Source organism: Pseudomonas sp. MWU318 (genome assembly GCF_016756945.1).
Taxonomy (GTDB): domain Bacteria; phylum Pseudomonadota; class Gammaproteobacteria; order Pseudomonadales; family Pseudomonadaceae; genus Aquipseudomonas; species Aquipseudomonas putida_A.
On the sequence record NZ_JAESJL010000012.1, the window covers coordinates 78,521 to 98,945 of the forward strand.

The 20,425-nt window shown below is 60.5% G+C and carries 17 protein-coding genes; 8 read left to right on the top strand and 9 right to left on the bottom strand.

All coding sequences use genetic code 11. The annotated features are described in order from the left end of the window. Positions 1-134: 134 nt before the first annotated feature. The 7 genes from JN524_RS24185 to bioB all read right to left on the bottom strand — a co-directional run bounded on the left by JN524_RS24185 (position 135) and on the right by bioB (position 7,193). Positions 135-1,940, bottom strand: coding sequence for a phenylacyl-CoA dehydrogenase (locus JN524_RS24185; RefSeq protein ID WP_202370966.1), 1,806 nt, complete (start codon positions 1,938-1,940; stop codon positions 135-137). A gap of 277 nt (positions 1,941-2,217) precedes the next feature. Further along, positions 2,218-2,514, bottom strand: coding sequence for a hypothetical protein (locus JN524_RS24190; protein ID WP_003228898.1), 297 nt, complete (start codon positions 2,512-2,514; stop codon positions 2,218-2,220). 109 nt (positions 2,515-2,623) lie between these two features. After that, a complete protein-coding gene (gene bioD / locus JN524_RS24195; protein WP_202370967.1) occupies positions 2,624-3,304 on the bottom strand; it encodes a dethiobiotin synthase in 681 nt (226 codons plus the stop codon). Next, a complete protein-coding gene (gene bioC, locus JN524_RS24200; RefSeq protein WP_202370968.1) occupies positions 3,301-4,113 on the bottom strand; it encodes a malonyl-ACP O-methyltransferase BioC in 813 nt (270 codons plus the stop codon). The genes bioD and bioC overlap by 4 nt, the downstream gene beginning before the upstream one ends. Continuing rightward, on the bottom strand, positions 4,106-4,837 hold the full coding sequence (locus tag JN524_RS24205; RefSeq protein ID WP_202370969.1) for an alpha/beta fold hydrolase: 732 nt from the start codon (positions 4,835-4,837) through the stop codon (positions 4,106-4,108). Before JN524_RS24205 ends, bioC begins: the two co-directional genes overlap by 8 nt. Then, entirely contained in the window at positions 4,830-6,008 is a 1,179-nt protein-coding gene (bioF, locus tag JN524_RS24210) for an 8-amino-7-oxononanoate synthase (RefSeq protein ID WP_202370970.1), read from the bottom strand. Before bioF ends, JN524_RS24205 begins: the two co-directional genes overlap by 8 nt. A gap of 129 nt (positions 6,009-6,137) precedes the next feature. Further along, positions 6,138-7,193 carry a biotin synthase BioB gene (gene bioB, locus JN524_RS24215; protein WP_047596458.1) on the bottom strand — a complete coding sequence of 352 codons (1,056 nt, stop codon included), beginning with the start codon at positions 7,191-7,193 and terminating at the stop codon, positions 6,138-6,140. A 91-nt stretch (positions 7,194-7,284) separates the two neighbouring features. On the opposite strand from bioB, the gene JN524_RS24220 reads away from it, so the two are divergent. The 5 genes from JN524_RS24220 (at position 7,285) to rarD (ending at position 13,203) form a co-directional block, all read left to right on the top strand. Beyond that, entirely contained in the window at positions 7,285-8,019 is a 735-nt protein-coding gene (locus JN524_RS24220) for a ComF family protein (RefSeq protein WP_202370971.1), read from the top strand. A 213-nt stretch (positions 8,020-8,232) separates the two neighbouring features. Further along, on the top strand, positions 8,233-8,997 hold the full coding sequence (locus JN524_RS24225) for a TOBE domain-containing protein (protein ID WP_202370972.1): 765 nt from the start codon (positions 8,233-8,235) through the stop codon (positions 8,995-8,997). A 71-nt stretch (positions 8,998-9,068) separates the two neighbouring features. Continuing rightward, positions 9,069-10,970, top strand: a complete 1,902-nt coding sequence (locus tag JN524_RS24230; RefSeq protein ID WP_202370973.1) for an alkaline phosphatase PhoX — start codon at positions 9,069-9,071, stop codon at positions 10,968-10,970. A gap of 209 nt (positions 10,971-11,179) precedes the next feature. Continuing rightward, the gene (locus JN524_RS24235; protein ID WP_027610685.1) at positions 11,180-12,154 is read left to right on the top strand and encodes a serine/threonine protein kinase; all 975 of its coding nucleotides are present in this window, start codon (positions 11,180-11,182) and stop codon (positions 12,152-12,154) included. A gap of 161 nt (positions 12,155-12,315) precedes the next feature. After that, positions 12,316-13,203, top strand: a complete 888-nt coding sequence (rarD, locus tag JN524_RS24240; protein WP_095137447.1) for an EamA family transporter RarD — start codon at positions 12,316-12,318, stop codon at positions 13,201-13,203. Positions 13,204-13,426: 223 nt separating this feature from the next. On the opposite strand, the gene JN524_RS24245 is transcribed toward rarD, so the two are convergent. Then, positions 13,427-13,945, bottom strand: a complete 519-nt coding sequence (locus JN524_RS24245; protein ID WP_202370974.1) for a glycine cleavage system protein R — start codon at positions 13,943-13,945, stop codon at positions 13,427-13,429. A gap of 648 nt (positions 13,946-14,593) precedes the next feature. Here JN524_RS24245 and JN524_RS24250 point away from each other — a divergent pair. Next, complete coding sequence (locus JN524_RS24250) at positions 14,594-16,771, top strand: malate synthase G (protein WP_202370975.1); 2,178 nt, start codon at positions 14,594-14,596, stop codon at positions 16,769-16,771. A gap of 154 nt (positions 16,772-16,925) precedes the next feature. On the opposite strand, the gene JN524_RS24255 is transcribed toward JN524_RS24250, so the two are convergent. Then, on the bottom strand, positions 16,926-17,372 hold the full coding sequence (locus JN524_RS24255) for a response regulator (RefSeq protein WP_096797572.1): 447 nt from the start codon (positions 17,370-17,372) through the stop codon (positions 16,926-16,928). 259 nt (positions 17,373-17,631) lie between these two features. Here JN524_RS24255 and JN524_RS24260 point away from each other — a divergent pair, with 259 nt between their 5' ends. Both JN524_RS24260 and JN524_RS24265 read left to right on the top strand, forming a co-directional pair. Further along, the gene (locus tag JN524_RS24260; RefSeq protein ID WP_337248675.1) at positions 17,632-19,566 is read left to right on the top strand and encodes a putative nucleotidyltransferase substrate binding domain-containing protein; all 1,935 of its coding nucleotides are present in this window, start codon (positions 17,632-17,634) and stop codon (positions 19,564-19,566) included. Then, the gene (locus JN524_RS24265; protein WP_202370977.1) at positions 19,563-20,270 is read left to right on the top strand and encodes a 3'-5' exonuclease; all 708 of its coding nucleotides are present in this window, start codon (positions 19,563-19,565) and stop codon (positions 20,268-20,270) included. The genes JN524_RS24260 and JN524_RS24265 overlap by 4 nt, the downstream gene beginning before the upstream one ends. Positions 20,271-20,425 lie beyond the last annotated feature (155 nt).

Here is a 20,425-nt window from a genome sequence, read left to right on the forward strand (position 1 = left end):
TAAGCACACACAATGTGATCCAGATCACACGCAGTCTCTTTAACGGCAGAAAACCCGGGTTGCTGAGCGATTCAGCAACAAAAAAACCGCTGCCCCCCGAGGGAGCAACGGTTTTCGTCAGACCGCGTTGAGGCTTAGTAGCCCAGTGCGAAGTCTTCTTCTTTCATGTCCATCAAGTTGTTGGCGCCCGACAGCATGGTGGCCACGTGGGTACGGGTACGTGGCAGGATGCGCTGGAAGTAGAAGCGCGCGGTTTGCAGTTTGGCGGTGTAGAACGCAGCGTCGCCGGTACCTTCTGCCAGCTTCTCGGCGGCCAGACGTGCCATGTCGGCCCAGAAGTAGGCCAGGCAGGCGTAACCGGAGTACATCAGGTAGTCCACGGAGGCCGCGCCAACTTCTTCGCGATCTTTCATGGCAGCCATACCGACCTTCATGGTCAGCTCGCCCCATTCCTTGTTTAGTGCAGCCAGCGGCGCAACGAATTCTTTGACGGCTTCGTTGCCTTCGTTGTTCTGGCAGAACTTGTGGACGATCTTGGTGAAGCCTTTCAGGGCCTCGCCTTGAGTCATCAGCACTTTACGGCCCAGCAGGTCGAGTGCCTGGATGCCAGTGGTGCCTTCGTACAGCATCGAAATACGGCTGTCGCGAACGTTCTGCTCCATGCCCCACTCGGCGATGAAGCCGTGGCCACCGTAGATCTGCACGCCGTGGTTGGCGGCTTCGAAACCGACTTCGGTCATGAACGCCTTGGCGATCGGCGTCATGAACGCCAGCAGTGCGTCGGCTTTCTTCTTCTCTTCTTCGTCGACGCCGTATTTGACGATGTCGACCTGCTTGGCAGTGAAGTACACCATCGCGCGGTTGCCTTCGGCGAAGGCCTTCATGGTCAACAGCATGCGACGTACGTCAGGGTGCACGATGATCGGGTCAGCAGCCTTGTCCGGCGCTTTCGGGCCAGTCAGGGAGCGCATTTGCAGACGATCGCGAGCGTATTTCAGGCCACCCTGGAAGCCGATTTCGGCGTGGGCCAGACCTTGCAGCGCGGTACCCAGACGTGCGGTGTTCATGAAGGTGAACATGCAGTTCAGGCCTTTGTTCGCCGGGCCGATCAGGAAACCGGTCGCGCCGTCGAAGTTCATCACGCAAGTGGCGTTGCCGTGGATGCCCATCTTGTGTTCCAGCGAACCGCAGCTCACTGCGTTGCGCGCACCGATTGTGCCATCGGCGTTCGGCAGGAATTTTGGAACGATGAACAGGGAAATGCCTTTGGTGCCAGCCGGAGCGTCCGGCAGGCGGGCCAGTACGATGTGGACGATGTTGTCGGCCATGTCGTGTTCACCGGCCGAGATGAAGATCTTGGTCCCGGAAACCTTGTAGGAGCCATCAGTCTGAGGCTCGGCCTTGGTGCGCAGCATGCCCAGGTCGGTGCCGCAGTGCGGTTCGGTCAGGCACATGGTGCCGGTCCATTCGCCGGAAACCAGTTTGGTCAAATAGGCTTCTTGCTGCTCAGGGGTACCGTGCTCGGAGATGGTGTTCATCGCGCCGTGCGACAAGCCTGGGTACATGCCCCACGACCAGTTGGCTTCACCGACCATTTCGCTCACAGCCAGACCCAGCGACTCTGGAAGGCCTTGACCGCCGTGCTCGACGTCGTGCGCCAGACTTGGCCAGCCGCCTTCGACGAATTGCTTGTAGGCCTCTTTAAAGCCAGTCGGGGTTTTCACACCGGACTCGCTCCAGGTGCAGCCTTCGAGGTCGCCCACGCGGTTCAGCGGTGCCAGTACCTGCTCACAAAACTTGGCGCCTTCTTCAAGAATGGCGTCAACCATGTCCGGCGTTGCTTCGGAGCAAGCTGGAAGGCTCTGATAGTGCGCTTCGTAGCCGAGCAGTTCGTCACGAACGAAGCGAATATCACGCAAGGGGGCCTTGTAGTCAGGCATAGCGATAAACCTCTGCTGATGTAACCGGGAATGAACGACCGTGTTGATTTGTTATAACGGTCAAACAGTTGTTTGAAACATACGTTTACGCCGAAATCTTGTCAAGCGTCGATCTTTTGCCGCTCGTCATGACTTTTCTCAAATGCCGGACACGGCAAACCGCCATGGACTGCAAAGCGCCACGGGCAATGAAAAAAGATTAGTTGAGGGAGAAGGACTTACAACGAAAAACGCCGCGACGAGGCGCGGCGTTCAGCTGGCAGGAGACACTTAAAAATCAGGCAAACGTATCGATGATCGTACCGAGCATTTCATCGGAAGCCTTGGCGACCTTGGTGCCCAGCTCTACCTGAAACTTGCCCTGGGCCATTTCGGCCATGGCGCTGCCCGGATCCATTTGCTGACTGCGGTCGATACCGCGCAGACGATCGACCTGCGCCTCGGAAGACTGGCTGGTGACCGAACGCTCGATGGTGTTGTTGGCGATCTGGCTGGCCGCCTGATCGACACGGTTCTGACCGGTCTGAATCGTGCTCAAACCCGCATAAAAAGCTGTGTTACCGGAGATTTCCATGGGAGTTCTCATCCTTGGGAAGGATCAATGGCTGCCATTGAAGCAGAGGCGCCAGAAAAACACCCGTCAAAAATACTGATGGCACAGTGCCTTGTCATAGCCAAAAACATTAATCCAGCAGATCGAGTTGCAGATGATCAGCCACTGCCTCGGCACTCAGCAACTTCAGTTTCGGTACCCGCCCCAGACATGGCGCCGGAATCCGCTCGGCCAGCGTCGCCAGATTCTCTTCCAGACGCGAGGTTTTCGGATCAATGATATTCGCCACCCAACCGGCCAGTTGCAGGCCATCGCGGGCAATCGCCTCGGCGGTCAGCAAGGCATGACTGATACAGCCCAGGCGCACGCCCACCACCAGAATCACCGGCAGCTTCAACGCGATAGCCAGATCCGACAGATTGTCCTGATCGGCCAACGGCACCCGCCAGCCACCCGCCCCTTCGATCAACGTGAAATCGGCATTCAGCGCCAGAATTTCGCGCATCGGCGCCAGCAACGATTGCACGGTCAGCGCGACGCCGGCCTCACGCGCTGCCAGATGCGGCGCGATGGCCGGCTCGAATGCCACCGGATTGACCTGTTGATAAGTCAAAGGCACCGAACATTCCGCCAGCAGCGCCAGCGCATCGGCATTACGCAAACCCTTGGGCGTTACCTCGCAACCTGAAGCCACCGGTTTCCCCGCCGCTGTACTCAGCCCGGCCGAGCGCGCAGCATGCAGTAACCCGGCAGCCACGGTGGTCTTGCCGACATCGGTGTCAGTCCCGGTGATGAAATAGGCTGCGCTCATAACGGTTTCTCCAACACGGCGTAGACCACCTGGTAAGTCGCCGGCAATCCCTGTGCCTGACGGAACTGCTCGTAAGCCTCGACCAACCCAAGAATCCGCGCGCGTCCGGTCAAGCCACCCGGCCGACCGGGGTTGAGATTATGCGCGCCGAGCGCCTTGAGTTCGTGGGTCAGGCTGCGCACATCCGGGTAGTGCAGCACATGCGCCTGATTCTGCAGACTCACGGCCCGCAAGCCGCTGGCGGCACACAACTGCTCATAACGGGCGAATTCGCGGAAGCGGTTGACGTGCACCAGACCATCGACCTGCCGCCAACTGTCGCGCAACTCGTACAAGGTCCCTACACAAAGACTAGCAAACGCAAAAATCCCGCCGGGTCTCAGCACGCGAAAGGCTTCGCTGAGCACCGATTCGAAGTCCGCGCACCACTGCACCGCGAGGCTGGAAAAAATCAGCTCACACATCGAATCCTGCAACGGCAGACGCTCCGCATCACCCGCGATGAAGTGCTGCGCGCCGCCCAATGGTCGTGCGTGATTGAGCATGCCCTCGGCGATATCCAGCGCCAGCCCCTGACCTTCGACATATCGCTCGGCCAATGCGCGAGTGAAATAGCCGGTGCCGCAGCCCAGATCCAGCCAGGTTGACGGCAGAAAACTTGCCGGCAAACGCTGCAGCAACTGTGAACCGACGTCGCGCTGCAACTCGGCAACGCTGTCGTAGCTGGCCGCCGCACGGGAGAAAGAGGCCGCGACCTGGCGCTTGTCAGGCAAGCCGCCGGGCAGCGCAACAAGAGACAAATCAGTCATCACCGCACTCGTGTAGAAAAGCCTGGATCGCACCCGCCACGCCATGGGGGTCTTCCAGAAGAAACGCATGACTGGCCTGTTCGATCAGACCAATTTCGATATCCGGCAACAGGGCGAACAACGCCCCCGCCGCTTCTGCCGGCACCAGACCGTCCTGACCGGCGAACAAGTGCAACTGCGGGCCGCGAAACGCCTGCAACGCTTCCCGGGTATCCAGCTGTGCGAGCAATTCCAGCCCGGCCATCAAGGTCTCGGGCGCCGCATTCGGCGCACCGCCTAGCAGCAGCCGCGACAAGCCGCGCGGGTCTTGCGCACCCTGGGCACACAACAGTGAGAAACGCTTGAGTGTTATCCGCGGATCTGCCTGGCAGCCAGCGAGAAAAGCATCGAACGTCTCGCCCGGCATCGCACTCGGCCAATGCTCATGGGCGACAAATGAAGGATTGCTCGCCAGCGTCAACAGCCCGCAGCAACGCTCGCCGCGCCGTGCTGCCAATTCAGAGGCAAGCATGCCGCCCAGCGACCAACCGCCCAGCCACACGTCTTGAGGAATACGTTCATCGAGTTCGTCGAGCCAGTCCTGCAAGTCGCTGGAATCGAGCTCCGGCAACGGCTCGATCTCGACATGCAGATGCTCGTCGAGCCCTTGCAATGCCGCGGCCAAGGGCTCCAGCGGCGAAACGCCGAGGCCCCAGCCGGGCAGCAGAATCAGGCGATCACGCATGGCTTGGCTCCGGCGGCAGTTGGGCAAAGCAATCGGCCAGTCCTTCCAACAATAGCTGCACCTGCGCCTCGCTGTGAGCGGCGGTCAGGGTCACGCGCAGGCGTGCACTTCCTGCCGGGACGGTAGGCGGACGGATTGCCGTGACCATCAAGCCGCGTTCACGCAGCAGCTGCGACAGGCGCACGGCGCGACCGGCATCGCCGATCAGGATCGGCTGGATCGGGGTGAAGCTGTCCATCAGCTGCAGACCGATCTGCTCGGCCCCTCGACGAAATTGGCGGATCAGCAGGTTAAGGTGCTCACGCCGCCAATGCTCGGTGCGCAGTAATTCCAGACTTTTCAGGGTCGCGCAGGCCAGCGCTGGCGGCTGGCTGGTGGTGTAGATGTAGGGCCGGGCGAACTGGATCAGGCTTTCGATCAGCTCTTCACTGCCGGCGACAAACGCACCGGCGGTGCCGAACGCCTTGCCGAGGGTACCGACCAACACCGGCACATCGTCCTGACTCAAACCGAAATGCTCGACGATCCCGCCGCCATTGGCACCGAGCGGGCCGAAGCCATGGGCATCATCGACCATTAGCCACGCGCCCCTGGCCTTGGCCTCACGCGCCAGCGCCGGCAGATCGGCAAGATCGCCGTCCATGCTGAACACGCCGTCGGTGACCACCAGCGTGTTGCCGGTGGCTTTCTCCAGGCGCTTGGCCAGGCTGTCGGCGTCGTTGTGCAGATAACGATTGAAACGCGCGCCGGACAACAGACCGGCATCGAGCAACGACGCGTGATTGAGCCGGTCCTCCAGCACCGTATCACCCTGCCCGACCAGCGCCGTGACCGCGCCGAGGTTGGCCATGTAGCCAGTGGTGAACAGCAACGCACGCGGCCGGCCGGTGAGATCGGCGAGAGCTTCTTCCAGGGCGTGATGCGGGCCGCTGTGACCGATCACCAGATGCGACGCGCCGCCGCCCACGCCCCAGCGCTCGGCACCGGCGCGCCAAGCTTCGATCACCTGCGGGTGATTGGCCAGTCCGAGATAGTCGTTGTTGCAGAACGCCAGCAACGGCTGGCCGTCGACCACCACTTCAGGCCCCTGCGGGGACTCGAGCAACGGACGCTGGCGATAGAGATTTTCGGCACGGCGGGCAGCAAGGCGTGCGGCGAGATCGAAAGACATGCAGGCCTCACATCTGAAAAATGACTGTGTAGGAGCTGCCGAAGGCTGCGATCTATTGATGTTGCTTTTAAAAGACAAGATCAAAAGATCGCAGCCTGCGGCAGCTCCTACATGGAATCCGTGGGGTGATCAGACCGCAGCGTTATAGAACTGCTCGCTGCTCTTCTGCTCCACCAGCGCCTGCTCGATCGCGGCCTGATGCACTTCATCGGAATGCTCTTCGCGTGCTTCTGGCTGAATGCCAAGGCGCGCGAACAGTTGCATGTCCTTGTCGGCCTGCGGGTTGGCAGTGGTCAGCAGTTTGTCACCGTAGAAAATCGAGTTGGCACCGGCGAAAAACGCCAGGGCCTGCATCTGCTCGTTCATCGCTTCGCGGCCGGCGGACAGGCGCACGTGGGATTGCGGCATGAGGATGCGCGCGACAGCGAGCATGCGGATGAAGTCGAACGGGTCGATGTCTTCGGCGTTTTCCAGCGGCGTGCCAGCGACTTTCACCAGCATGTTGATCGGCACCGACTCCGGATGCTCCGGCAGGTTTGCCAACTGGATCAACAGATTGGCGCGATCGTCCAGCGACTCGCCCATACCGAGGATGCCGCCGGAGCAGATCTTCATCCCCGACTCACGCACGTAGGCCAGTGTTTGCAGACGCTCGCTGTAAGTACGGGTGGTGATGATGCTGCCGTAGAACTCGGGCGAGGTGTCGAGGTTGTGGTTGTAGTAATCCAGGCCGGCCTTGGCCAGCGCCTCGGTCTGTTCCTGATCGAGACGACCGAGGGTCATGCAGGTTTCCAGGCCCATGGCTTTCACGCCTTCGACCATCTTCAGCACATACGGCATGTCTTTGGCCGACGGGTGCTTCCACGCCGCGCCCATGCAGAAACGCGTGGAGCCGATGGCTTTGGCGCGGGCAGCCTCTTCAAGGACTTTCTGCACTTCCATCAGCTTTTCTTTTTCCAGGCCGGTGTTGTAGTGACCGGACTGCGGGCAGTACTTGCAATCTTCCGGGCAGGCACCGGTCTTGATCGACAGCAGCGTGGAAACCTGCACGCGGTTGGCGTTGAAATGGGCGCGGTGCACCGTCTGCGCCTGGAACAGCAAGTCGTTGAATGGCTGTACGAAGAGCGCTTTGACTTCGGCTAAAGACCAGTCGTGACGCAGGGTGGCAGAGGTGCTGGCGCTCATGGGCAGTTCCTTGGTTATGCTTGGCTGGCGGCCGCGGGAACGGAATACCCACAGGCGCGACACGGATGTTCGGCATATTTAAGGAAGAGTCATGCGCTGTCAACCACGATACGAACAACAGGTTTACATCTGTTTAAAAAACGTACAGACCTGCTTGCTGTGCGATGAACCCGCAGAAGCAGAAGTGCCAATCTGCGTCGCCTGCGAAACCGATCTGCCCTGGCTCGGCGACCACTGTCAGACCTGCGCCTTGCCGCTGACCGGCGCTGGACTGACTTGCGGCGAGTGCCTGCTAGAGCCACCGGCGTTCGAACAGGTGGTCGTGCCGTGGCGCTATGACTTCCCGGTGGACAGTTTGATTACGCGCTTTAAACACAACGCGAAATGGCCGTTTGGTCACCTGCTCGCCGACGTTGCCGGACAATACTTGCAACATCGCTTCGATGAAGGCTTGCCGCGACCCGACGTGTTGGTGCCGGTGCCACTGGCCAGCAAACGTCTGCGCCAACGCGGGTTCAATCAAGCGGCGATGCTCGGGCGATGGTTGAGCCAACAGCTGGATCTGCCTTTTGAGGAACATGCTCTACGGCGGGTCCACGACACCAGCGCCCAACAGGATCTCGACGCTAAGGCGCGCAAGCGCAACTTGCGTCACGCCTTCGCCCTGGCCCCTGACGCAAAGGTGAAAGGTCGGCACTTCGCATTGATCGATGACGTGCTGACCACCGGCGTCACGGCCCAAGCTCTCGCTCGATTGCTGAGGGATGCGGGCGCTGCAAGAGTCGACGTCTATTGTCTGGCCCGCACGCCAAAGCCCGGAAATTGAAGCCTGTAGGAGCTGTCGAGTGAAACGAGGCTGCGATCTTTTGAGCTTGATCTTTGAAATCAAAATCAAAAGATCGCAGCGTGCCGCAGCTCCTACATGGATATCGCTCAGTGAACAGGTCGTTGTTCCCACAGGGTTCTGTGTTTGGCTTGACTCATGCGTCGCAAGGCGCCAACTTCACTCCCCACCGCCACAGCAAAAAAGCACCCATCCATGTCCCTGCCCAGCCTGCTCTCCCAGCACATCGTCCGCCGTCCGCAGCGCATCGCCCTGCTGCAACACATTGCCGAACAGGGCTCGATCACCCGCGCCGCAAAAAGCGCCGGCCTGAGCTACAAAGCGGCGTGGGATGCGATCGATGAGCTGAATAACCTGGCGCAGAAACCGCTGGTGGAGCGCGCGGTCGGCGGCAAGGGCGGCGGTGGCGCCAGATTGTCCAGCGAAGGCGAGCGGGTGTTGCGTCTGTATCAAAAGCTGCAAGCTTTACAGGCACAGGTGCTGGAGGCCGCTGAAGACGCCAGCGATCTTGATCTGCTCGGGCGATTGATGCTCAGAACCAGCGCGCGCAACCAACTGCACGGCAAAGTCGTGGCTATCGAAGGTCAGGGTCGCAATGACCTGATTCGCCTCGAACTGGCCGAAGGGCTGTGGATCAACGCGCAGATCACCCACGACAGCACCGTGCATCTGGAACTGCAACCGGGCACCGAAGTGGTGGCACTGATCAAGGCCGGCTGGCTTGAATTGCTGGCCATGGATCAAGCTGCAACATCTGGACACAATCTTCTGCAGGGCACCATTGAAGCCATTCTCGATGCCGAGGACGGCCCCAGCGAAGTGCGCATTACCCTGCCCAACGGCCAGACGCTCTGCGCTCTGGCTGAGCCGCTGCAGCTTCGCACCCGCAAGCTGAGTGTCGAGCAACCGGTGCAGGTGCAATTCTCGCCGTCCAATGTGCTGATAGGCACGCCGCTGTAACGGACTTTCTGCAACAAAAGCTTCATCGCCCCCCATTAAGGTTGCTGCCAAAACCAAGCAGGGAGCCTGATGTGAGCCTATTAGAAGAAAACCAATCCACAGATCTGGAAAAGATGGTCGGCCTCAGCCGTCGCGGTTTCATCAGCGCCGGTGCGCTGTGCGGTGCCGCCATGTTCCTCGGTGGTAACCTGCTCAGCCGTAGCGCGCTGGCCACCGGCATCAGCGCCGGCAACAGCCGCCTGCTGGGTTTCGAGAGCATTCCCGCCGCGACCACCGACGTCATCAGCCTGCCCAAGGGCTACAAGTCTTCGGTGCTGATCAGTTGGGGTCAGCCATTGCACAAGAACGGCCCGGCGTTCGACCCGAGTGGCAATGGCACCGCCGCCGCCCAGGAAGTACAGTTCGGCGACAACAACGACGGCATGAGCCTGTTCGAATTCCCCGACGACCGAAACCGTGCGTTGATGGCGATCAACAACGAATACACCAACTACCGCTACCTCTACCCGCACGGCGGCATGCCGCAATCGGCCGAAGACGTGCGCAAGGCGCTGGCCTGTGAAGGGGTGTCAGTGATTGAAGTGCAGCGCAGGAATGGTCAATGGCAGTTCGTCCAGGGCTCGCGTTACAACCGCCGCATCCACGGCAACTCGCCGCTGCGCATCAGCGGCCCGGCGGCCGGTCACGAGTTGATGAAGACGGCCGCCGACAAGCACGGTAAGAAAGTCCTCGGCACCTTCCAGAACTGCGCCAACGGCAAGACGCCGTGGGGCACCTATCTGACCTGCGAAGAAAACTTCACCGACTGTTTCGGCAGCAGCAACGCTCAGCAGCAGTTCGACCCGGCGCAAAAGCGCTACGGCGTGTCGGCCGCCAGCCGCGAGATCAACTGGCACCCGTTCGACCCGCGTTTCGACATGGCCAAGAACCCCAACGAACTCAACCGTCACGGCTGGGTGGTCGAGATCGATCCGTTCGATCCGCAATCGACCCCGGTCAAGCGCACCGCACTCGGTCGCTTCAAGCATGAAAACGCCGCGCTGGCCGAGACCGATGACGGTCGCGCCGTGGTGTACATGGGCGACGACGAGCGTGGCGAGTTCATCTACAAGTTTGTCAGTCGCGACCGCATCAACCATCGCAATGCGAAAGCCAACCGCGACATCCTCGACCACGGCACGCTGTATGTGGCCAGGTTCGACGCCGGTGACGGCAACCCTGATCACCCGAAAGGCCAAGGCCAGTGGATCGAACTGACCCACGGCAAGAACGGCATCGACGCCAGCAGCGGTTTCGCCGATCAGGCCGAAGTGCTGATCCACGCCCGCCTCGCCGCCAGTGTGGTCGGCGCCACGCGCATGGACCGCCCGGAATGGATCGTGGTCAGCCCGAAGGACGGCCAGGTTTATTGCACCCTGACCAACAACGCCAAGCGCGGGGAAGACGGGCAACCGGTGGGCGGGCCGAACCCGCGCGCGAAGAACGTCTACGGGCAGATCCTGCGCTGGCGCACCGACCGCGACGATCATGCGGCGAAAACCTTCGCCTGGGACCTGTTTGTGGTCGCCGGCAATCCAGGTGTACACGCCGGTACGCCGAAGGGCGGCTCGTCGAACATCACCCCGCAGAATATGTTCAACAGCCCGGACGGTTTGGGCTTCGACAAGGCCGGGCGCTTGTGGATTCTGACTGACGGCGACTCGAGCAACGCTGGGGACTTTGCCGGGATGGGCAACAACCAGATGCTCTGCGCCGATCCGAAGACCGGCGAGATTCGCCGGTTCATGGTCGGGCCGATTGGCTGTGAAGTGACCGGGATCAGCTTCTCGCCGGACCAGAAAACCCTGTTTGTCGGGATTCAGCATCCGGGCGAGAACGGCGGTTCGACCTTCCCCGAGCATCTGCCGAATGGCAAGCCGCGTTCATCGGTGATGGCGATTACCCGTGAGGATGGCGGGATCGTCGGCGCCTGATAAACCGCTTTCGCGAGCAAGCTCGCTCCCACATTGGATCGGCTGAGTGCATGAGATGGTCGGCACACCGGAGATCCACTGTGGGAGGGGGCTTGCTCCCGAAGAGGCCCTTCCAGGCAGCCCACTATTCAAGGCAAAACCCTCAACCTCCACAGTCTGCGCTACCATGCTGGGCCGGACGCGGCAGCCTGCTGCGCGCAGGAGTCAGCATGGCCCACCCGTTTGAAACCCTCACACCCGATCTCGTGCTCGATGCCGTCGAAAGCATCGGCTTTCTGAGCGATGCACGTATTCTCGCGCTCAACAGCTATGAGAACCGCGTCTATCAGGTCGGCATCGAAGACTCCGAACCGCTGATCGCCAAGTTCTATCGTCCGCAGCGCTGGACCAACGAAGCCATCCTCGAAGAACACCAGTTCACCTTCGAATTGGCCGACGTCGAAATCCCGGTGGTGGCGCCGCTGATCCACAACGGCCAGACCCTGCACGAACACGCGGGTTTCCGCTTCACCCTGTTCCCCCGTCGTGGCGGTCGCGCGCCGGAGCCGGGCAACCTTGATCAGCTGTACCGCCTCGGCCAGTTGCTCGGGCGTATTCATGCGGTCGGCGCGACCAAGCCGTTCGAACACCGTGAAGCACTGGGCGTACAGAACTTCGGCCATGCCTCGCTGGCAACATTGCTTGAAGGCAACTTCATCCCCAAGAGCTTGCTGCCAGCCTACGAGTCCGTGGCCCGCGACCTGCTCAAGCGTGTCGAAGACGTGTACGCCGCCACGCCCCACCAGAACATCCGCATGCACGGCGACTGCCACCCCGGCAACATGATGTGCCGCGATGAAATGTTCCACATTGTCGACCTCGACGACTGCCGCATGGGCCCGGCCGTGCAGGACATCTGGATGATGCTCGCTGGCGACCGTCAGGAATGCCTGGGCCAGCTCTCGGAGCTGATGGACGGCTACAACGAATTCCACGACTTCGATCCGCGTGAACTGGCGCTGATCGAACCGCTGCGCGCCCTGCGCCTGATGCACTACAGCGCCTGGCTGGCGCGGCGCTGGGACGACCCGGCGTTCCCGCACAGCTTTCCGTGGTTTGGTACGGAGCGGTATTGGGGTGATCAGGTGCTGGCGCTGCGTGAACAGCTGTCAGCGCTCAATGAAGAACCTTTGAAGTTGTTCTGATTTAAAGATCAAAAGATCGCAGCCTGCGGCAGCTCCTACAGGAAGACGCTTTCCCATGTAGGAGCTGCCGCAGGCTGCGATCTTTTTGCTTTCTGACACGACACATCTATACAACCTCCTTACAATCCCTGCTTTGTCAGCTGCCTAAGCAAGGATTCTGCATGCAAGCCGCCAACCCGCGTCGCGGGTACATTCTGGGCCTGAGTGCCTACATCATCTGGGGCCTGTTCCCGATCTACTTCAAAGCCATCGCCGAAGTCCCCGCTGTCGAGATCATCATTCACCGCGTGTTGTGGTCGGCGCTGTTCGGCGCACTGTTGCTGATGGTGTGGAAGCATCCGGGCTGGTTACGCGAGTTGCTCGACAACCCCAAGCGTCTGGCGATTCTGGCCCTGAGCGGCACCCTGATCGCGGCCAACTGGCTGACCTACGTGTGGTCGGTGAACAACGGGCGCATGCTCGAAGCGAGTCTCGGTTACTACATCAACCCGCTGGTCAACGTGTTGCTGGGAATGTTGATTCTGGGCGAACGCCTGCGGCGCATGCAGTGGATCGCGGTGGGCCTGGCGGCCGTCGGCGTGGCGCAGCAGGTGTGGCAAGTCGGCAGTCTGCCGTGGGTGTCGCTGGTGCTGGCGCTGACCTTCGGTTTTTACGGTCTGATCCGCAAACAGGCGCCGGTCAAGGCCTTGCCGGGGCTGGTGGTGGAGACCTGGATGCTGGTGCCGATCGCTGTGGCCTGGTTGTTGTTCAACCAGACCGCGACCAGCGCACAACCCGAGTTCTGGACCACTTCGCAAGCCTGGTGGCTGGTGGCGGCGGGTCCTGTGACGCTCATCCCGCTGGTGTGTTTCAACGCGGCCACCCGTCATCTGCCCTACACCACCATCGGTTTCCTCCAGTACACGGCGCCAACCCTGGTGCTGCTGCAGGCGGTGCTGCTGTTTGGTGAGCACCTGTCGTCGAGCACGCTGATCGCGTTCATCTTCATCTGGGCCGGTCTGGCCGTTTACAGCGTCGATGCGGTCATCAGCTTGCGCCGGCGCAGCTGATCAAAAAACGCACAAAGCTTCGCAGGCCACGGCTCTCGTGGCCTGCAACGTTCCTTCCCAAGGTTATCCACAGTGTGATCCCCGCCGTTTGTGCGCAAGTCACTGAATGCTGGCGGTTTTTTGATCAGCATGCTGCAAGCCACGGCCGACGTGGCGTTGCGCCCGGTCTCTACAGGTTATCCACAGGCAGGTGCACGTTAAAACTGGATAACCCTGGCGGCGCTTAAACGTCTGTGCGTAACACCAGTTCGACCATCAGATCATCGGCCAGGGTTTCCAGGCGCGATTGCAGCACATCCAGCGACAGGGTCAGCGGCACCGCGAGAATTGCTTCAGCGTGGAATAACGGCTCGCTGCTCATCGGTGCCGGGCGCACTTCGGTCACCAGCCGTTCGAGGTTCACCCCCTGCTCGCTGAGCAAGCGAGTGATGTCGCGCACGATGCCCGGGCGGTCATTGCCCACCAACTCCATTGCGATCGGTTTCCAGGTGCAGGACTGCTCGATGCCACTCTCGGCGATCAGCACGCGAATGCCTTGGGCCGACAGTGCTTGTAAGGAATCGACTAATTCGTCGTAAGCCTCCGCCGGTACGCCCACCCGCAGAATCCCGGCGAACTGCCCGGCCATCCGTGACATGCGGCTTTCCAGCCAGTTACCGCCATGTTCGGCGATGCATTGGGCGATGCGCTCGACCTGCCCGGGCATGTCCGGAGCAAACACAGTGAGTACGAGATGGTCCATGGCGCCGCCCTCTTGTCATGACTTTTGTTATAGAAAGGCAAGTATAGGCAAGGGGTTTGATTCAGCCCGGGCAGCAATTTGTGCGAGTGACCTGTGTCTGGGTTTTGGAGGCAGCCTGTGGCGAGGGGATTTATCCCCGATCGGATGCGCAGCAGCCGTAAACCCTGTCAGCTCGGTCTACCTGTCAGCGCGCAGGGGGCGGCTTCGCCACCCATCGGGGATAAATCCCTCGCTACAGAGTGTGCACCGCAGGGGGATGCCATAGCAGGCAGAAAGGATTTATGTGTACAACTTTTTATATTTAGCTGGAACAATCCGATGGTTTTTTGAGAACATCCCGTTCCGTGACGTGACCGCAATGCGTCATGAGGTCGCAGAACGACGTTATTAGTCTGATTTTCACAAGCGCAACGCATCATGTAGTATGCCTCGGCGCGCACTACATAACGCTGGATCGATGTCTGCCCAAGGCATGTTCGCAACCCTGAAAGCCCCGTCAGCAAGGCCCCCAAGCCGTTGATTGGTCCCAGCCCAGCCGCCAGCAATGGCATGTACTGGTCGGAAGGTTTGTGGTTTAAATGGCCAGAGGCTTCATTGTCAAAATTGAAGAGCTGAAAAGCGAAATAGCTGAGCAGAGTGAGGCAAGCAATGACTGAACACGTTCAAGTCGGTGGCCTGCAGGTCGCCAAAGTCCTGTTCGACTTCGTGAACAACGAAGCCATTCCCGGTACCGGCCTCACCGCCGAAAAATTCTGGGAAGGTGCCGACAAGGTCATTCATGACCTGGCGCCGAAGAACAAAGCCCTACTCGCCAAACGCGATGACTTCCAGGCTCGTCTTGATGCCTGGCACCAGGAACATGCCGGCCAGGCGCACGACGCCGTGGCCTACAAAGCCTTCCTGCAAGAAATCGGTTATCTGCTGCCAGAAGCGGCTGATTTCCAGGCAACGACGCAAAACGTCGATGATGAAATCGCCCGTACCGCCGGCCCGCAACTCGTGGTGCCGGTGATGAACGCCCGCTTCGCCCTCAATGCCTCGAACGCCCGCTGGGGTTCGCTGTACGACGCCCTCTACGGCACCGACGCGATCAGCGAAGACGGTGGCGCGGAAAAAGGCAAAGGCTACAACAAGGTGCGTGGCGACAAAGTCATCGCCTTCGCCCGTGCGTTCCTCGACGAAGCGGCGCCACTGGCTGCCGGCTCCCATGTCGATTCCACCGGTTACAAGATCTCTGACGGCAAACTGCTGGTCTCCCTCAAGGGCGGCAGCAACACCGGCCTGCGTGACGATGCTCAGCTGGTCGGCTTTCAGGGCGACGCCAATGCCCCGATCGCGATCCTGCTGAAGAATCACGGCCTGCATTTCGAAATCCAGATCGACGCCAGCACCCCGGTCGGCCAGACCGATGCCGCCGGCGTCAAAGACATCCTGATGGAAGCGGCGTTGACCACCATCATGGACTGCGAAGACTCCGTGGCCGCCGTCGATGCCGACGACAAAGTGGTGATCTACCGCAACTGGCTCGGCCTGATGAAGGGCGACCTGTCCGAAGAAGTCGCCAAGGGCGGCCAGACCTTCACCCGCACCATGAACCCGGATCGCACCTACACCAAGGTCGATGGCAGTGAACTGACCCTGCACGGTCGCTCGCTGTTGTTCGTGCGTAACGTCGGTCACCTGATGACCATCGATGCGATCCTCGATAAGGATGGCAACGAAGTGCCGGAAGGCATCCTCGATGGTCTGGTGACCTGTCTGGCGGCGATGCACAACCTCAACGGCAACACCTCGCGCAAGAACACTCGCACCGGCTCGGTCTACATCGTCAAACCGAAGATGCACGGCCCGGAAGAAGCGGCGTTCACCAACGAGTTGTTCGGTCGTATCGAAGACGTGCTGGGCCTCAAACGCAACACCCTGAAAGTCGGGATCATGGACGAGGAGCGCCGCACCACGGTCAACCTCAAGGCCTGCATCAAGGCGGCCAGCGAGCGCGTAGTGTTCATCAACACCGGCTTCCTCGACCGTACCGGCGATGAAATCCACACCTCCATGGAAGCCGGCCCGATGGTGCGCAAGGCCGACATGAAGGCCGAGAAGTGGATCGGCGCCTACGAGAACTGGAACGTCGATATCGGTCTGAGCACCGGCCTGCAAGGTCGTGCACAAATCGGTAAAGGCATGTGGGCGATGCCCGACCTGATGGCGGCGATGCTCGAACAGAAAATCGCTCACCCGCTGGCCGGTGCCAACACGGCCTGGGTACCGTCGCCGACCGCTGCTGCGCTGCACGCGCTGCATTACCACAAGGTCGACGTGTTCGCCCGTCAGGCCGAACTGGCCAAGCGTGCCCGTGCTTCGGTGGACGACATCCTGACCATTCCGCTGGCGGTCAACCCGAGCTGGACCCCGGAGCAGATCAAGAACGAACTGGACAACAACGCCCAGGGCATTCTCGGTTACGTGGTGCGCTGGATCGACCAGGGCGTGGGTTGCTCGAAGGTGCCGGACATCAATGACGTCGGCCTGATGGAAGACCGTGCGACGCTGCGCATCTCCAGCCAGCACATCGCCAACTGGCTGCGGCACGGTATCGTCACCGAAGCGCAAGTGATGGAAAGCCTCAAGCGCATGGCGCCAGTGGTCGATCGGCAAAACGCCAACGACCCGCTGTACCGTCCGCTGGCACCGAACTTCGACAGCAACATCGCCTTCCAGGCAGCAGTCGAACTGGTGATCGAAGGCACCAAACAGCCGAACGGCTACACCGAGCCTGTGCTGCACCGTCGTCGTCGCGAGTTCAAGAAGGCCAACGGCCTGTAACCTGCGCTGACTGCCGGACATGAAAAAGCCCTGATCTTGCGATCAGGGCTTTTTTTTTGGAAAGCAGAATCAAAAGATCGCAGCCTTCGGCAGCTCCTACAAGTGATTTCCTGTAGGAGCTGCCGAAGGCTGCGATCTCTTGATCTTCAAAAAGTCAGGGCTCAATGCCCAATTCGTGTTTGACCAGGCCCAGCAGCTTCACCGTATCAATCGGCTTGAGCAGAAAGTCCACCACGCTCAGGTGCATCGCGGCGATGGCGTCCTTCACATCGGCATCGCCGGAAACAATGATGATCGGCAACGCCGCCCGCTCCGACTCACGCACCTGCCGAATCAAATCCAGTCCACCGACATTGCCCATACGCAAATCAGTGATCACCAGCCCGATCGAAGGTTTTTCGTCGAGCATCTTCAGTGCGGTTTCGCCGCTGGCCGCGGTCATGCAACGAATGCCATCTAACGCGAGTATCTCCGACAACAGCTCCCGGGCGTCCTTGTCGTCATCGACGATCAGTACACGCTGCGGCGGCAAGTCGGGTTCGAGCATTACTGCGCTGAGCGCTTCACGCTCGGCGTCGCTCAAAATATCGTGGTCGGACATGGCATTCTCTACGTTTTCAATTCAGTCACCTGGCACAGTCGTCAGACATCGCTAAGCAGAGCTTCAATGTGCACTTCGTCGGATTTTTTTCCAAGTGGCTGGCGGGGGAATTTCCGACTGTTTTTGTAGGGCACTTCCCAAATGTGCCGAACGGCATGGCAAACCTAGACTTACGTCCAATGGGCACCCCGCGCGCAGGGGCCGACCATGGCCGCAACGATCCGACAACAACAATTCAAAAAAGACTGCGGTAATGGTTATGAGTAAAGCGGACGCCTTCACCCAGGCAGGGAAAACCGCGGTGTTGCAGAACATTCAGGGCACCCTGCAATTCCTCCAGCGCTTCCCGCCCTTCAATCAGATGGAACACGCCCACCTGGCTTTTCTGGTGGAACAATGTCAGCTGCGTTTCTATGGTCAGGGCGAGAGCATCATCAAGCCCGCCGACGGGCCGGTCGAATATTTCTACATCGTCAAACAGGGCCGGGTGGTCGGCGAACGCCAGCACATCACCCGGCCCGGCACCGAAACCACTTTCGAAATCACCACCGGCGAATGTTTCCCGCTGGCCGCACTGATTGGCGAACGGGCGACCCGCACCGAGCATCTGGCCAGCGAAGACACCTTCTGCCTGCAACTGAACAAACCGGCGTTCATCAAACTGTTCGCCCTGTCCAACAGCTTCCGCGATTTCGCCTTGCGCGGGGTCAGCAGCCTGCTCGATCAGGTCAACCAGCAAGTCCAGCAGAAAGCCGTGGAAACCCTCGGCACCCAGTATTCGCTGAACACCCGCCTCGGCGAATTGGCGATGCGCCATCCGGTGACTTGCAGCCCCGACACGCCGTTGCGCGAAGCGGTGAAGCTGATGCACGAGCAACAGGTCGGCAGCATCGTCGCGGTGGATGAGCACAAGGCGCCGCTGGGGATCTTCACCCTGCGTGATCTGCGCGAAGTGGTCGCCAATGGCAGCGGTGATTTCAGCGAAACCATCGAGCGCCACATGACCTGTTCGCCGTTCTTTCTGTCGCCCGATCACAGCGCCTTCGACGCGGCGATTGCCATGACCGAACGGCACATCGCCCACGTCTGTCTGGTCAAGGATCAGCGTCTTTGCGGCGTGGTGTCCGAGCGTGATCTGTTCTCGCTGCAACGGGTCGATCTGGTGCATCTGGCCCGGACCATCCGCAGTGCCCAGCGCCTCGAACAACTGGTGAGCCTGCGCGGCGAGATCGGCCAACTGGTCGAACGCATGCTCGCCCACGGTGCGTCCTCGACGCAGATCACCCACATCATCACTCTGCTCAACGATCACACCGTGTGCCGGGTGATCGAACTGACTCTCGCCGAAAAAGGCGACCCCGGCGTGTCGTTCAGCTGGCTGTGTTTCGGCAGCGAGGGCCGGCGCGAGCAAACGCTGCACACCGATCAGGACAACGGCATTCTGTTCGAAGCGCGGGACGCGGCACACGCGGCGGAGATTCGCGGCAAGCTGCTGCCGATCGCCCAGCAGATCAACCAGAGCCTGGCGCAGTGCGGCTTCAGCCTGTGCAAGGGCAACATCATGGCCGGCAACCCTGAGCTGTGCCTGTCGCGCGCGGAATGGGCGCGGCGCTTTGCAGCATTTATCCGCGAGGCGACGCCGGAGAACCTGCTTGGTTCGACTATCTATTTCGACCTGCGGATGGTGTGGGGCGACGAGAAAGGCTGCGCACAACTGCGCCGGGGGATTCTCGATCAGGTCGGCGACAACCGTTTGTTCCAGCGCATGCTGGCCGAGAACGCCCTGCGCAATCGTCCGCCGGTGGGGCGTTTCCGCGAGTTTGTGCTGGCGCGCAAGAATGGCGAGAAAGCCACCCTTGATCTCAAAGTCCAGGGCCTGACGCCCTTCGTCGACGGCGCACGCCTGTTGGCGCTGGCGCATGGCATCGAAACCAACAACACTCTGGAGCGCTTGCGTCAGCTGGTCGAAAAAGAGGTCATCGAACGTCTCGATGGCGCCGCGTATGAAGAGGCTTACCACTTCATCCAGCAGACGCGCATGCAGCAACACCAGATCCAGAGCCGTGAGAATCTGCCCTGGTCGAACAGGGTCGATCCCGACAGCCTCAATCATCTGGACCGGCGCATCCTGCGCGAATCCCTGCGCCAGGCCCAGCGCCTGCAAAGCAGCCTGGCATTGCGGTATCAGCTATGAGCCTGTTCTCGTGGCTGCGGCCGGCCAGCCCTCTGCTGTCGGCAGACCTGCAACAACGTCTGGCAAAACTGCCGGCGATCAGCGAACTGAAAGAATGCAGCCTGCGCGAACAGCGCTGGGTGGTGCTCGATCTGGAAACTACCGGGCTGAACCTGAACAAGGATCGCGTGCTGTCGATCGGCGCGGTGGTGATCGAAGACGGCGCGATCGACTTCAGTCAGCAGTTTGAGCGCACCCTGCAATGTCGGGAGCTGAAACTCAGCCCGAGCGTGTTGATTCATGGCCTGGGGCCGAATGCGATTGCCGCCGGCAGCGACCCGGCCGAGGCATTGCTGGAGTTGATGGAATACATCGGCGACAGCCCGGTGCTGGCGTTTCATGCGCCCTTCGATCAGCACATGCTCGGGCGCGCATTGAAAGAACACTTGGGTTACAAGCTGCAGAGTGTGTTTCTGGATGTCGCGGACATGGCGCCGTTGTTGTGCCCGCAGGCGAATATCCGCGAGGCCGGGCTGGATGAATGGATCGACTGGTTCAGGCTTGAGGTGTTCGAGCGGCACAACGCTAGCGCCGATGCACTGGCGACGGCAGAGCTGGCGTTGATCCTGTTCAGCCGGGCACGGCAGCAGCAGATTCATAGTCCGTTGAACCTGCAGCAACGCCTGAGCCAGTGGAAGCGTCGTCAGCAGGCGCCGTCCTTCTAGATTTTCGGCACCTGAATTGGCATTTTTTGCGCCAAATCACATCCCATGTAGGAGCTGCCGAAGGCTGCGATCTTTTGATTTTATAAACAGCAAGATCAAAAGATCGCAGCCTGCGGCAGTTCCTACAGGGCGCTCCATTAAGTTCACCCGACCAG

Excerpts from the sequence above, each read along its gene's own strand:
- JN524_RS24185 (WP_202370966.1), bottom strand. The coding sequence starts at position 1,940 with ATGCCTGACTACAAGGCCCCCTTGCGTGATATTCGCTTCGTTCGTGAC.
- JN524_RS24190 (WP_003228898.1), bottom strand. The coding sequence starts at position 2,514 with ATGGAAATCTCCGGTAACACAGCTTTTTATGCGGGTTTGAGCACGATT.
- bioD (WP_202370967.1), bottom strand. The coding sequence starts at position 3,304 with ATGAGCGCAGCCTATTTCATCACCGGGACTGACACCGATGTCGGCAAG.
- bioC (WP_202370968.1), bottom strand. The coding sequence starts at position 4,113 with ATGACTGATTTGTCTCTTGTTGCGCTGCCCGGCGGCTTGCCTGACAAG.
- JN524_RS24205 (WP_202370969.1), bottom strand. The coding sequence starts at position 4,837 with ATGCGTGATCGCCTGATTCTGCTGCCCGGCTGGGGCCTCGGCGTTTCG.
- bioF (WP_202370970.1), bottom strand. The coding sequence starts at position 6,008 with ATGTCTTTCGATCTCGCCGCACGCCTTGCTGCCCGCCGTGCCGAAAAT.
- bioB (WP_047596458.1), bottom strand. The coding sequence starts at position 7,193 with ATGAGCGCCAGCACCTCTGCCACCCTGCGTCACGACTGGTCTTTAGCC.
- JN524_RS24220 (WP_202370971.1), top strand. The coding sequence starts at position 7,285 with ATGCGCTGTCAACCACGATACGAACAACAGGTTTACATCTGTTTAAAA.
- JN524_RS24225 (WP_202370972.1), top strand. The coding sequence starts at position 8,233 with ATGTCCCTGCCCAGCCTGCTCTCCCAGCACATCGTCCGCCGTCCGCAG.
- JN524_RS24235 (WP_027610685.1), top strand. The coding sequence starts at position 11,180 with ATGGCCCACCCGTTTGAAACCCTCACACCCGATCTCGTGCTCGATGCC.
- rarD (WP_095137447.1), top strand. The coding sequence starts at position 12,316 with ATGCAAGCCGCCAACCCGCGTCGCGGGTACATTCTGGGCCTGAGTGCC.
- JN524_RS24245 (WP_202370974.1), bottom strand. The coding sequence starts at position 13,945 with ATGGACCATCTCGTACTCACTGTGTTTGCTCCGGACATGCCCGGGCAG.
- JN524_RS24250 (WP_202370975.1), top strand. The coding sequence starts at position 14,594 with ATGACTGAACACGTTCAAGTCGGTGGCCTGCAGGTCGCCAAAGTCCTG.
- JN524_RS24255 (WP_096797572.1), bottom strand. The coding sequence starts at position 17,372 with ATGTCCGACCACGATATTTTGAGCGACGCCGAGCGTGAAGCGCTCAGC.
- JN524_RS24260 (WP_337248675.1), top strand. The coding sequence starts at position 17,632 with ATGAGTAAAGCGGACGCCTTCACCCAGGCAGGGAAAACCGCGGTGTTG.
- JN524_RS24265 (WP_202370977.1), top strand. The coding sequence starts at position 19,563 with ATGAGCCTGTTCTCGTGGCTGCGGCCGGCCAGCCCTCTGCTGTCGGCA.